Annotated in this window: 8 protein-coding genes; all 8 read left to right on the top strand. The window is 37.1% G+C overall.

The window, feature by feature from the left end:
• The first annotated feature begins 24 nt into the window (after nucleotides 1–24).
• The gene (locus NH288_RS07710) at nucleotides 25–2,247 is read left to right on the top strand and encodes an ABC transporter substrate-binding protein (protein ID WP_265214402.1); all 2,223 of its coding nucleotides are present in this window, start codon (nucleotides 25–27) and stop codon (nucleotides 2,245–2,247) included.
• 349 nt (nucleotides 2,248–2,596) lie between these two features.
• The gene (locus tag NH288_RS07705; protein WP_265214400.1) at nucleotides 2,597–4,789 is read left to right on the top strand and encodes an ABC transporter substrate-binding protein; all 2,193 of its coding nucleotides are present in this window, start codon (nucleotides 2,597–2,599) and stop codon (nucleotides 4,787–4,789) included.
• Between the two features lie 444 nt (nucleotides 4,790–5,233).
• A complete protein-coding gene (locus NH288_RS07700; protein WP_265214399.1) occupies nucleotides 5,234–7,417 on the top strand; it encodes an ABC transporter substrate-binding protein in 2,184 nt (727 codons plus the stop codon).
• A 510-nt stretch (nucleotides 7,418–7,927) separates the two neighbouring features.
• Nucleotides 7,928–8,890 (top strand): ABC transporter permease, encoded by a 963-nt coding sequence (locus tag NH288_RS07695; protein ID WP_106461226.1) that lies wholly within the window; start codon nucleotides 7,928–7,930, stop codon nucleotides 8,888–8,890.
• Between the two features lies 1 nt (nucleotide 8,891).
• On the top strand, nucleotides 8,892–10,847 hold the full coding sequence (locus tag NH288_RS07690) for an ABC transporter permease subunit (RefSeq protein WP_265214396.1): 1,956 nt from the start codon (nucleotides 8,892–8,894) through the stop codon (nucleotides 10,845–10,847).
• A gap of 8 nt (nucleotides 10,848–10,855) precedes the next feature.
• A complete protein-coding gene (locus NH288_RS07685) occupies nucleotides 10,856–11,857 on the top strand; it encodes an ABC transporter ATP-binding protein (protein ID WP_106461224.1) in 1,002 nt (333 codons plus the stop codon).
• Nucleotides 11,847–13,463 (top strand): oligopeptide/dipeptide ABC transporter ATP-binding protein, encoded by a 1,617-nt coding sequence (locus NH288_RS07680; protein WP_265214393.1) that lies wholly within the window; start codon nucleotides 11,847–11,849, stop codon nucleotides 13,461–13,463. Before NH288_RS07685 ends, NH288_RS07680 begins: the two co-directional genes overlap by 11 nt.
• The gene (locus tag NH288_RS07675; RefSeq protein WP_106461222.1) at nucleotides 13,460–13,648 is read left to right on the top strand and encodes a hypothetical protein; all 189 of its coding nucleotides are present in this window, start codon (nucleotides 13,460–13,462) and stop codon (nucleotides 13,646–13,648) included. The genes NH288_RS07680 and NH288_RS07675 overlap by 4 nt, the downstream gene beginning before the upstream one ends.
• Nucleotides 13,649–14,709: the final 1,061 nt, after the last annotated feature.

Below are 14,709 nucleotides of genomic sequence, written 5' to 3'. Positions count from 1 at the left end.
AAGTTATTAAATGGGGGAATAAAAATGAAAATGAAAAAAATATTCTCGACCATGATGGCCCTTGGCCTTGCAGCAACCCTTGCTGCCTGTGGTGGAGATGACGCTAAAAAAGACGACGCTGCTGATAAGAAAGATGATCAAGCAGTAGATCAAGCAGCAGATAAAAAAGACGACAAAGATGCTAAAGATGCTGATGAAAATGCTCTTTCTGATGATGAAAAAGCAGAACTAGATAACTTCGACAAACAAACAGCAGATGACACATTAGTAGTAGGTACATCTGAGATGAGCGGGGACTTCTACGGTTCTTGGTCAAATAACTCTTACGATGTTAAGGTTAGACGCTACATAGGTACAGAAGGTAATAATGCTTACCTAACAATGGTACAAGATGAAGGCGGCCAGTGGAAAGCCAATATGACTATTCTTGAAAAAGAACCAGAGACAGTTAAAAATGAAGATGGATCTGAAACAACAACTTTCACAATCAAAAAAGACTTGAAGTGGTCTGATGGACAACCTATAACAGCAGATAACTATCTTTTCGATATGTTATTCCACGCTTATCCTTCTTATCAATTGGTAACAGGAGCCTTTACTATAGGTGCAGACTCTGTAAAGGGTTATGAGGCTTATAAGGGTGGAGATGATGACAAGTTTGAAGGTCTTGAAAAAGTTGATGATTATACATTTAAGGTTACAACTGATGCTTCATACCTACCATATTATGAATCAGCCTTCCTAAAACAAGTGTCACCTTTCCCAATTCACGCTATAGCTGATAATATCGAAGTAGCTAAAGAAGGAAACAAGATAGTTGCAAAAGATGGCTATAAGCCAACAGAAGATGAGAAGAAAAAATATATAGAAAACATCGATGCTCAAATAGCTAAGACTAATGAGGACTTCAATGAACAAAATCCAGCACCAAAAGATGATGCAAGTGAAGATGAAAAGAAGGCCTACGAAGAAGCTAAGGCAGAAAATGACAAAAAGGTAGCAGACCTTGAAAGCCGTAAATCAGGTGATATAGACCCAACAAACATGCTAATAGAAGAAGCTATGCAAAAAGAATTCAACGAATATAGGATAAAGCCAACAGTTTCTTGTGGTCCATACAAGTTTGATTCTTATGAAAATAACATGGCAAAATTAAGCCTAAACGAAAACTATGCAGGCAACTTCAAGGGTGAAAAAGCAACCATCCCACATGTAATAGTTCAATATGTAAACAGTAAGATAGCTGTTGACTTACTTGAAAATGGTGACATCGATCTTTGGGAATCAGAAGCTGAAGGTGCTCTAATAGATCAAATGAGAGCTGCAGCTGATGAAGGCAAAATCGGTGGTTACAATACCTTTGAGAGAAATGGTTATGGTAACGTAGTATTCCTAACAGACAGGGGAACTACAAAATATAAGGAAGTAAGACAAGCAATTGCCCACCTAATGGACAGAAACTCATATGTTCAATCATTTGCAGGCGGCTACGGAGTAGTAACAAATGGTATGTACGGTACCAGCCAATGGATGTATAAGGAAAGAGGAGCAGACCTAGAAGCTTCTGATGACTTTAATAAATACACCCTAAACCTAGAAAAAGCAAATGAATTATTAGATAAAACACCATTCAAATTTGAAAAAGATGGTAAGACACCTTGGGATAAGAAAAAAGCAGATGAAGAATATGCTAAAAACCCAGATGGCTTTGATTACTATAGGTATGATGAAAATGGTAAGAAACTTCAAGTAAACCAATACGGTTCTGATGAATCACCAATCACAACCCTAATCTCAAACCAAGTCCCAGTAAATGCTAAGCAAGTTGGTATGGAATATAACGTAACAGCAGGATCCTTTGCAACCCTCCTAGATTACTACTACCATCCAAAAGAAGATGCTGAATATACAGTCTTCAACATGGGCTTAAGCTTTGGTACACCATTTGATCCTTGGTATCAATACAACTCAAAAGGTTCTGATAATATGACAAGGACAAATGATCCAAAGGCAGATGAACTAACAGTTAAGCTACGTCAAACAGACCCAGATGATAAGGAAGGTTATCTAGATACTTGGGAAGAATTTGAAAAATGGTACAACGACTACCTACCAGAAATCCCACTATATTCAAACCAATACCACTCAGGTTACTCTAAGAGGGTAAAAGGCTTTGATATCAACACACCAGTTTGGGAATCTGAATATCAAATCAACGCAATGAGCTTAGATAATAGCAACAAATAGAAAACCCAAATAAAATTAAGTACACAACGAAAGCAAGGATTAATCCTTGCTTTTGTTGTGGGAATTTTCTTGTATAATATTCAATAATATCCTAATTCCTTCAAGGGGATAACATTTCCCAGCCAAGCTTAAGATAAGCTTAAAATAATGCGTTTAGCTAGGTAAAGAACTAACCGGAAATGAAAGAACTTGCAATAATAAATAACAAATTCCTTGAAAACATGACAAAGCAATAGAATAAATATTCACAAAAGCGAAAAGTAAAACGCTAACAAACTTGACAAAATCGGTTTAATAGAATAGAATATTATACTATAAAAAAGTTACTTAATTTTTTAGGGGGAAAACTATGAAAATGAAAAAAGTATTCTCATCACTTATGGCCCTAGGCTTAGCAACAACTCTAGTTGCTTGTGGTGGAGACACAGCAAAAGATGCTGACAAAAAAGCAGAAGATTCAAAAGAATCTACTGACAAAGCTGAAACTCCAGCTGATGGTGAAGAAAAAGCAGCTGATGATAAGGCTGAACTAGACTCATTTGACAAACAAACATCAGATGACACCCTAGTAGTAGGTGCTGTTCAAGAATTCAACGGCGACTTCTTACAAGGTTGGACAAACAACTCAATGGACGTTAAGGCTCGTAGATACATGGGTATCGAAGGTAACAACGGCTATGGAACAGTAGTTCAAGATGAAGCTGGTCAATGGGTAAACAATATGACCGTTCTTAAAGAAGAACCAAAAACAGTTAAAAATGAAGATGGTTCTGAAACAACAACCTACAAGATTAAAGAAGACCTAAAATGGTCAGACGGAACACCAATCAAGGCTGATGATTACCTATTTGGTTCACTTCTACACACCTATCCATCATACCAATTAGTAACAGGCTCAACATCAATCGGTGATGACCCACTAATGGGCTATGAAGCATACAAAAATGGTGACAAAGACACATTTGATGGTCTTAAGAAGATTGATGACTACTCATTTTCTATAACAGTAGATGCATCCTTCCTACCATACTATGAAGAAGCAGCTCTTAGAGGATTTGGTCCATATCCAATCCACGCTGTATCTGATAACCTTGCTGTAGCACCAGAAGGAAATAAAATCGTAGCTAAAGATGGTTATAAGCCAACAGAAGAAGATAAGAAAAAATACATCGAAAATATCGACAATCAAATAGCAAAATCTAAAGAAGACTTTGATGAAAACAACCCAGCTCCAAAAGATGATGCAAAAGATGAGGAAAAAGCAGCATATGAAGAAGCTAAAAAGGCTCAAGAAGAAAAGCTAGCAGATCTTGAAAAGAGAAAAACTGGTGAAGTTGATCCAACTTCTATGCTAATAGAAGAAGCTATGCAAAGAGAATACAATGAATACAGAATTAAACCAACTGTAACAGCTGGTCCTTACAAATTCGATGGATTCGAAAATAACATGGTTAAGCTAAGCATCAACGAAAACTATGCTGGTAACTTCAAAGGCGAAAAACCAACCATCCCACACGTAATCCTACAATACGTAAACAAAAACATAGCTATCGACCTACTAATCAATGGCGATATCGATATTTGGGAAGCTGAAGGCGAAGGCCCACTAATAGACCAAATGAGAGCTGCAGCTGATGAAGGTAAAATCGGTAGTTACAACACATTTGAAAGAAATGGTTATGGTAACGTAACATTCCTAACAGATAGAGGAGCTACAAAATACAAAGAAGTTAGACAAGCTATAGCTTCACTAATGGATAGAAACAACTTCGTACAATCATTTGCTGGTGGTTACGGTGTAGTAACAAACGGTATGTATGGTACAAGCCAATGGATGTACAAAGAAAGAGGAGCTGATCTTGAAGCTAACCCAGAATTCAAGAAATATCAACTAAACCTTGATGAAGCAAACAAACTTCTTGATGCAAGTCCATATACATTCGAAGCTGACGGAAAAACTCCATGGGATAAGGCAAAAGCTGATGAAGAATTTGCTAAAAATCCTGATGGATTCGATTACTACAGATATGACAAAGATGGTAAGAAACTTCAAGTAAACCAATACGGTTCTGATGAATCTCCAATTACAACATTAATTTCAAACCAAGTTCCAGTAAACGCTAAACAAGTTGGTATGGAATATAACGTAACAGCTGGTTCATTTGCAACCCTACTTGATTACTACTACTATCCAAAAGAAGATGCTGAATATACAGCCTTCAACATGGGTACAGGATTTGGTACACCATTTGATCCATGGTATCAATATAACTCAAAAGGATCAAACAACACAACAAGGACAAACGATCCAAAAGCTGATGAAATCACAGTTAAACTTCGTCAAACAGATCCAACAAAGAAAGATGAATACCTAGATAACTGGGAAGCTTTCCAAATGTGGTACAACGACTATCTACCAGAAATCCCACTATACTCTAACCAATACCACACAGGTTACACAAAGAGAGTAAAAGGATTTGATATCAACACACCAGTTTGGGAATCTGAATATCAAATCAATGCCATGAGCATCGAAAAATAAGAAAAAATATTTAAGGCAGGACTCTTAGGAGTCTTGTCTTTTTATGTGGAGATCTTTATTATTGCAATATAATATTTATTCATAATGAAATTTTCCTTGAAAGAAAAATTATAAATAAAAATTAATTATAGCTTCCAATCTCCACCTTTAAAAGCCTTTGATACTGGATAAATATATAATAAAATACATAAGATTTTATTAAAAAATGTAAAACTTTTAAAGATGATTAATAATTATAGGACAAAGATTAACAAGTTTAGGAAAACCTTGACAAAAACATGAAGATATTTTACAATTATTGTATAAAACACATGGTAATAAGGATTTTGCAAGGAAGGTAAGCGGGAAAATAAAATATAATCTTTTAAAAAAATTATATTATCTAATGATAGAAAAAAACTTTCCAAAATAAAATCAAGATCCTATTAGTTTTAGGAGGAAAAAATGAAGTTAAAAAAAGTCTTTTCATCAATGATGGCTTTAGGCCTAATGGTAACGATTGCAGCGTGCGGATCTAGCACAGACAGCACAAAAGCTCCAGCAGATGATCCTGCCAAAGAAGATGCAACAAATGCTGAAGGAGATTCTCTAGAAGCAAGCGATGAAAGCCAAGATATAGCTGATTTTGACAAGCAAACATCTGATGATACCCTAGTGATAGGTGTAGAAGAAATAAATGGTGACTTTGTCGGAGGTTGGACTAACAACAAGACAGATGTCAAGGCTCGTAGGCTAATGGGGATAGAAGGCAACAATGGCTATTCTACTGTAGTTCAAGATGAAGGTGGTAAGTGGATTAATAATATGACAGTTCTTGAAAAAGAGCCAGAAACTGTAAAAAATGAAGATGGATCAGAAACAACCACCTACACCATCAAAAAAGACCTAAAATTTTCTGATGGGTCACCAATTACAAGTGCTAACTATATCTTTGGTTCCCTACTCCAATCCCACCCAGAATACCAAGTTGTAACAGGATCAACAAATGTAGGAGCAGACTCCGTAGCAGGATATAAGGATTATTTTGCAGGCAAAAATCCAGAATTTACAGGTTTTGAAATAGTAGATGACTACACCTTCAAGGCAACAGTAGATGCAGAATACCTTCCATACTTTGAAGAAGCAGCCCTAAGAGGCTTTGGTCCATTCCCAATTGCAGCCATTACTGAAAATCTAGAAGTATCCAAAGATGGCAAAAAACTTGTAGCCAAGGAAGGCTACCAAGTAACAGATGAGGATAAGAAAAGATATTATAAAAACCTTGATACATCAATAGCCAAGGCTAAGGAAGACTTTGAGGAAAATTGGTCCTTCATAGAAACGAAAAAAGATGTAACAGAAGAAGAAAAGAAAGAATACGAAGAAGCTAAGGCAGAGCTAGATAAGAATATAACAGAGCTAGAAGCTAGAAAAGGTGGCGATGTAGACCCTACAGAGCTATTAATAGAAGATGCAATGCTAAGATATGCCAACGAATATAGGCTAAAACCAAATGTAACAGAAGGACCTTATAAATTTGAATCTTTTGAAAACAACATGGTTAAGTTAAGCCTAAATGAAAACTACGCAGGCAACTTCAAAGGTGAAAAGGCTACAATTAAAAATATAATCCTTCAAACAGTCAATAAGAAAATAGCAGTAGACCTCCTAGAAAATGGCGATATAGATATTTGGGAATCTGAAGCAGATGGAGCAAAGATCGACCAGATGAGACAAGCTGCAGAAGAAGGAAAAATTGGTGGCTACAATACCTTTGAAAGAAATGGTTATGGAAATGTCACCTTCCTAACAGACAGGGGAGCTACAAAATATAAAGAAGTAAGACAAGCTATAGCCCACCTTATGGACAGAAATAACTTTGTCCAATCCTATGCTGGAGGATACGGAGTAGTAACAAATGGTATGTATGGTACAAGCCAATGGATGTATAAGGAAAGAGGAGCTGACCTAGAACTAAATCCAGAATTTAAGAAATACCAACTAAACCTAGAAGAAGCTAACTCCCTATTAGACAAGACCCCATACAAGTTTGAATCAGACGGTAAAACTCCTTGGGATAAGGCAAAGGCAGATGAAGAATTTGCTAAAAATGCAGATGGTTTTGATTACTATAGGTACGATGAAAATGGCAAAAAACTTCAAGTCAACCAATATGGTTCAGATGATTCGCCAATCACAACCCTCATATCTAATCAAGTTCCAGTAAATGCTAAGCAAGTAGGAATGGAATATAACGTAACAAGTGGGTCATTTGCAACCCTACTTGAATACTACAACTTCCCAAAAGAAGATGCAGAATACACAGCATTCAACATGGGAACAGACTTTGGTACACCATTTGACCCTTACTACCAATACAACAGCCAGGGCTTCGACAACAGGACAAAAACCAATGACCCTCTAGCAGATGAGCTAACAGTCAAACTTCGCCAAACAAAACCAGGCGATAACGAAGCCTACCTAGATACTTGGGAGAAATTTGAGATGTGGTATAACGACTACCTACCAGAAATTCCACTATACTCTAACCAATACCATACAGGCTATTCAACAAGGGTTAAGGGCTTTGATATCAATACTCCAATTTGGGAATCTGAATATCAGATCAATGCCATGACCCTAGAATAAAATAAAGTCCACCTAGGATGAAAAAAGTGAAGAAAATATCTAATTATACATTGTAAAATTTTCTTAATAAAGGATTGGAATTTAGCTTATATTTTATGTAGAAATCATGAATATTAAGTTTATATTTCAATCCTAAGCTTTTATAATGCTATATACAAGGTACTAAAACACTAAGTCTACTCCTAGGTGGACCTTTTAATATAGGCGATGAATTAAGATAAAGAATGTTGAAAAATTACTCATTAGGAAGTATGATTATCAATATTTACAAAACTTTATAAATATACATAACAAGTCAATTGTTAACAAGCCTACAATTTTTTGGAAGAATTTTTATTAATCAGTCCAAGGGATTATAGGAAAATTAAGGTTGACAAAAATGGCTAAATATATTAAACTTGTATGTATAAATTATAATGGTCTAGGACTATGCCCAAAATTCATTTTACTAATATATTAAAGTAATAATACATAGGCAGCAGAAACTAGGCGAGAATAGGAAGGAAACTTATGTTACGTTATATAGTTAAGAGAATATTAAACTTAATACCAGTAGCTCTTATTATATCTATCATGCTTTTTGCCTTTTCAAAGGCCATGCCAGGTGACCCAATCCAGGCGATGATACCTACTACAGGTAGGATTACCAAGGCTCAAAAAGAAGAAATGTATAAGAACTTACAAGCAAGATATGGATATGATAAGCCACTACCAGAACAATATGTCAGATGGTTAGGCAGAACCCTTAAGGGAGACTTTGGTGAATCTACCAGAGTTAGAAGACCTGTTAAGGAATACTTGTCTGAACCACTTAAAAATACAGTTTATTTAAATATTGGTTCTACAATAATTTCCTTTGTGCTTTCGGTGCTCATAGGAATTAGGTCGGCGACCAGGAAGGGAGGAGTCTTTGATAAGACGAGTCAGACCCTAACCCTAGTTGGTCTCTCAATTCCGACTTTCTTTATAGGTTTGATTATGATATTCTTCTTTGCTTTTAGGCTAAAGATGTTCCCAGCTAATGGTATGCCTAGAGAAAATACCTTCGCTGAATGGCTTAAATATCTAACCCTACCAACCCTTACCCTTACAGTAGGTTCTCTTGCATCTCTTTCTAGATATGTAAGAAACTCAATGCTTGATGCTCTTGACCAAGACTATATAAGAACAGCAAGATCAAAGGGTCTTAAGGAAAAAACAGTTGTATATTCTCACGCCTTTAGAAATGCTCTTATTCCAGTAGTAACAGCTTTGACATGGGCGGTTCTTGGAATGTTCTCAGGTTCTGCTATAACAGAGAGAATCTTCTCTTATAGGGGAATTGGTAATGAGCTTATTTCTGCGGTAATGGCTCAAGATTACAATGTAATCCTTGCCCTATCAATGTTTTATGCTATACTTACACTTTTAGGTAACCTCCTAATGGATATAGCCTATGCCCTAGTAGACCCAAGAGTAAAATTGGAGGCTTAATATGAATAGAAAATTAAATAAACCATTCAAATCTTATTTTAGCTTCCTAAAAGCTTACCTCTTAAGAGGCTTTACCTTTGCAAATGGCATGGATAGCGATTTAAATTCGCAAAATTCAGAAAATGAAGGTCCAAAAAGTGACCTTAATGCTAACCTTGAGGGCGGCCCAAAACAGAGCCCTGAAAATGATAAGCTAAAAGAAGAAGCTATCATGAGCCCTGGCAAGGTAGCAGTTAGAAACTACTTTAGAAATCCACTTGGTGTTATAGGACTTGCTATGTTTATAGCTATAGTTCTTGTAATCTTTGTCGGATCAAAAATGCTTCCTTTTGACCAATACTATTCTCAAGGTAACCTTACAAACGTATCACCAGGAGCAGGTTATATGAATTATCCTAGTGAAATGGAAAAGGAAGGTGTGGCTAAAATTTCTATAGGTAACACCTTTGCAGTAGGCCTTACAGAAGAAAATAATCTTTATGTTTGGGGTTCAAATAACGAAGATAATGTATTAACTATTCCAGATAATATAAAGGATAAGATTAAACAAGGTAATATAAAAGATGTGGCAGCAGGTGATAGACACATCCTAGTTGCTACAAATGATAATGAAATATATGGTTGGGGTAACAAGACCTTTGACCAAACAAAAACACCTCCAATGCAAGAAGCTCAAATCAAAGAAGAGGGTATTGCAAAAATTGGCGGTGGTAGTCAATATTCAGCAGTTCTTACAAATAAGAACAACCTTATAGTATGGGGTTCAACCCTTGCATCAAGACTGGATATGATTCCTTCAAAGATTCAAGGTCAAATAGTCGACTTTGATACAAACACAATCAACGTAATAGTAGTTAAAAAAGATGGCTCAATCGACCTTTTAGGTGTAAGAGGAGCTGAAAATGATACAGCTATGCCTGCTGAATTAAGAGATGGTAAGGTAAAGGTCAAAAAAGCCGTTCTTACAGCCAACTCTGCAGCAGCCCTTACAGAAGATGGCAAGCTTTTTGTTTGGGGTCCATCAAGAGATAAATTATCTGGAGACAATGTTCCAAAATTTGATGGAAAACTTGTAGACATTCAAGCAAGTGATTCAGTTCTAACAGCCCTAGATGAAAATGGAAAAATCTACCAATGGGGTATAGAAAACTACGGAGAGCTTAAGACTCCAGACGGCAAATTTAAGCAAGTATTTGCAAACTACTTCAACAATTATGCAGTAGATGAAAATGGAAAAATCGATACTTGGGGACTAAATGGGTTTAGATTTGGTTCAGATGACCAAGGACGTGATATATTTACAAGACTAATCCACGGTGGAAAGATGACCATGATTATCTCCCTTATTTCATCAATTATCCAAATCGGACTTGGTGTTTTAATAGGTATGGTATCAGGTTTTGTCGGTGGTAGGGTTGATAACGTGCTAATGAGAATCTCAGAGATCGTTGCATCCTTCCCATTCTACCCAATGTTAATCTCCCTATCTGCTCTACTCCCACCAGGAGCAAGCCAAGAACAAAGAATAACTATGGTTATGATTCTTTTAGGTGTTCTAGGTTGGACAGGACTTGCCCGTCTTGTACGTGGACAAATTCTTGCAGAACGTGAAAGAGATTATATTACAGCAGCCAAGGCACTTGGTGTAAAAGACTGGTCAATCATGATCAAACACATTTTACCAAACGTCTTATCAATAGTTATAGTAAATGCGACCATAGGTTATGCGGGCAACCTCCTAACTGAAAGTGGTCTATCATTCTTAGGATTCGGTGTTCAAGAGCCTACACCATCTTGGGGTAACATGCTAACAGCAGCCCAAAGTTCAGATGTACTTAACACTTACTGGTGGAGATGGGTATTCCCAGCCCTAGCAGTATTCTTGACATCCTTCTCAGTTAACCTTATAGGTGATGCCCTAAGAGATGCAATCGACCCAAGAGCAAACGAAAGATAGGTGAAAATATGAGTTTACTAGAAATAAAAAATCTCCATACCTACTTTTCTACAAGACGTGGTCTAATAAAGGCAGTTAACGACGTAAGCTTGTCAGTTGACGCAGGAAAAACCCTAGGACTTGTAGGCGAGTCTGGATCTGGTAAGAGCCAGACAGCTATGAGTATTCTCCAATTATTTGAATCAAACCAAAAGATTTATGGTGGTGAGATATACTTCGATGGAGAAAAAATCTCAGAATACAATACAAGCCAAATGGAGCATATCAGGGGAAATAAGATTTCAATGATCTTCCAAGAGCCAATGAGCTCCCTAAACCCTGTATTTACAGTAGAAAAGCAACTTTCAGAAGTTCTAATGCTCCATAAGGGAATGAATAAAAAACAAGCAGCTGAAAGAGTTGAAGAACTCTTAGCAGCTGTTAAGATACCAAACCCACACGTAGTAACTAAGCAATATCCATTTGAATTATCAGGTGGTATGAACCAAAGGGTAATGATAGCCATGGCCCTTGCTTGTGAACCAAAGCTACTAATAGCAGATGAGCCTACAACAGCGCTTGACGTAACAATTCAAGCTCAAATCTTAAGGCTAATGAATGACCTAAAACATAAAGCTGGCACATCAATCCTCTTTATCACCCACGATTTAGGTGTAATCAACCAAATGGCTGATGAAGTAGCGGTAATGTATTGTGGACAAATCGTAGAACAATCACCAGTAGAATTTATCTTCAAACGTGACATAACAGATTTCAACCACCCATACACAGTAGCCCTTCTAAACTCAATCCCATCTATCACATCAGATAGAAACGAGAGATTAGATATCATACCAGGAAGCGTACCTCACCCACTCAACTTACCAGAAGGTTGTAAATTCGCCGATAGGTGTAAATTTGCTACAGAAAGATGCGTAAAAGAGATGCCTGAGCTTAGAAAGGTAAGCGAGAACCAACTAATCAGGTGCCACTACCCAAATAGAAAGGAAAGAGAAGAAGATGGAAAATAAAGACAAGAAGGTCTTATTTAAGATAAGAAACCTCAAAAAATATTTCCCTCTTAAGAAAAAGGGCTTTTTCAACAGAGGTCCAGGCGAATATGTCCACGCCAATGAATCTATATCAATAGATATCTATGAGGGTGAAACACTTGGTCTAGTAGGAGAGTCAGGTTGTGGTAAATCAACCTTCGGTAGAACCCTTCTACAAATATATGAACAAACAGAGGGAACAACTCTATACTACGGCAAAACTCTAGAAGATTTAGCCCCAGAATATATGGGCAAGATGATTTCAAAAATACCATCAAAATTCCCAAATTACCACAAGGAACTAGATGAGTTAAACAAAATCTATGAGGACCTAGAAAAGGCAGAAACAGACGAAGACAGGGCAATGAACAACGAAAAAGCCATGTTCAAACGCCGTGAAATAGAAGAAGAATACCTAAATATGATAAGGATAGCAGGAGGACTTCTTGCATCAGATGATCTAAACAAGGTAGCAAGCCTGCTAAATGAGGAATATCAAATCCTAAAAGAAAGAGCCAAAGTTTTTACAGCCATAGAAGAATTTGAACAAAAATCTCAAATGATGGTAAGGACTTGGGAAGAATACGACAAGATCTTGGCAGAAGATCCAAAGTATAAAGAATTAACAAACAAGCTTGATGAAATCTCAAAGAGAGTCCAAGAAAAAAGAGATGAAATCGAAGTTTACAGACAAAGCCTAAAAGATAAAGATAAATTTAATGAGCTAGAAAGTCAAATAGATCATGGTATAGACTTATCAGAGCTAACAAAAGAAGAGATGAGACAGCTCCGTAAAGACCTACAAATGATCTTCCAAGACCCTTACGGATCCCTTGATACAAAGATGACAGTAGGTAATATCATCGGTGAAGGTGTTCTAGGTCACGAATTATTCAAATCTAGGAATGAAAAAGGCTACAACGAGTATATCCAAGAAACAATGGAAAAATGCGGTCTAGCTCCATACTTCCTTCACAGATACCCACACCAATTCTCAGGTGGACAAAGACAAAGAATAGGTATAGCCAGAGCCCTTGCCCTAAAACCAAGCTTCATAGTTTGTGATGAGGCAGTATCAGCTCTAGACGTATCTATCCAGTCACAAATCATCAACCTTCTTCAAGACCTAAAAGAAGAAAACAACCTAACCTACCTATTCATAACCCACGACCTATCAGTAGTAAAATACATCTCTGACAGGATAGGGGTAATGTATTTAGGAGTAATGGTAGAGCTTGCAGATTCAGAAAAAATCTTCGCAAACCCACTTCATCCATACACCAAAGCCCTACTACAAGCCATACCAAGGACAGACGTAGAGCAAGGTCAAGAATTAGCGGTAATAGAGGGAGATATACCTTCAGCAGTAAAACCACCAAAGGGATGTAGGTTCCACACAAGGTGTGAATACGCGATGGACATCTGCTCAAACTTCGAGCCAGAACTAAAAGATAATGGCGGCGGACACTTTATAGCTTGCCACCTAATGGATGTATCAGAAGAAGAAAAACAAAGAGCTTATGAGAAAAACATGGCCAAGAGAGCCAAAGAAGCCGAAGAATTAGAAGAAATATCTGCCATATGAAAAGACCAATAGACAGATTTAAAGGCAAGTCCAGGGAGGAAATCGAAGCAAAAGAAGACCTCCTAGATAGGGACAACCTAGAAAGAGGAGACAAGCTAGCAATGTTTCTAGCAGCCATGAGGGTCTTCATGCCCTTCGTTCTCCTACTTCTAGCGCCAATATTTTTATTAGCATACTTTATGTGAAAACCAGGATTTTATAAATTCTGGTTTTTTTATTCCAGAAAACTAATGGAGGTTTATTATCCAAGAGTCTTTTATTTTAGTGATACAATATCATATGGTATTTTTCTTCGTACCTTAATCTCATAATGAATAATATTTATATACTATTGAATCTTCGTAATAAGGGGAGGCCCAAGGGACCTTCCGCATGGTCCCTCATCGGCCTCCCCTTAAACCCCTCCCCGTTACACCCTCAGGCGGCCCCTAAGGCGGGGAGCATGATTAGAAGCTTGCCGTTGGCAAGCCACTCTTTGTATACAGAATCCCTTGTATTAGCTATACTTATTCCAACTGATTTTGACATTCCGATGCCTAAAAATCTCAATCTAGCCCGAATATTTCTTTCATATTCACTCTACATCTCAGCATTTACTGAAATTTAATTTTTACTCGTGCATCAGGAGATTTTCTTAACGGCATCTCCATTTACAAAATCTTCCGACCTTGGGTGAATTATTCTGTATTCTGAGAGAATATTGACTGCAAAGCAGGTCTTAGGCTCGTTTTACTCTGCATAAGTCCTTCCATAGCTCAGCTTCGCTTCGCTAGGATAGGGCTTTAGCTTCGAAAACATTGCGATAAGTGGGTCTAAGATACTAATCTATGGGGAGATTTAAAAGCAAAAGTCACCGTAAAGAAAATCGCACTGACGAACATGCTTAAATAAAAACTTTGTTAATACTAAGATGACAGTTAACTATAAAAATCCCAGTTGGACTAGATTGTGATTTTTAGGGGACTTTTGATTTTAAATCAGTAAGTATAAGGCTAGATGAATACGAAGTAATCCACCATAACAAAGAAGATTTTTGAAAAAAATCTACCTGTTTCGCACTCCGCCTAAGGAGCAGAGGGGGTGAGGGAAATGGGGGTGTAAGGGGGAAAGCTGGAGGGGTATGGTACCCCCAAAAAGTTGTAGCTCAATTTCTTACAATACAAATATATTATAGATTGATGGTGGCCCTTTTCTATAGAAAAGGGCGATTTATCAAGATAATATACTGATTTTTTCTTTCGACCTA

The sequence above is a fragment of the Anaerococcus sp. NML200537 genome (assembly GCF_026131715.1).
GTDB classification, from domain to species: domain Bacteria; phylum Bacillota; class Clostridia; order Tissierellales; family Peptoniphilaceae; genus Anaerococcus; species Anaerococcus kampingae.
This window is presented reverse-complemented; position numbering and strand designations above follow the sequence as displayed.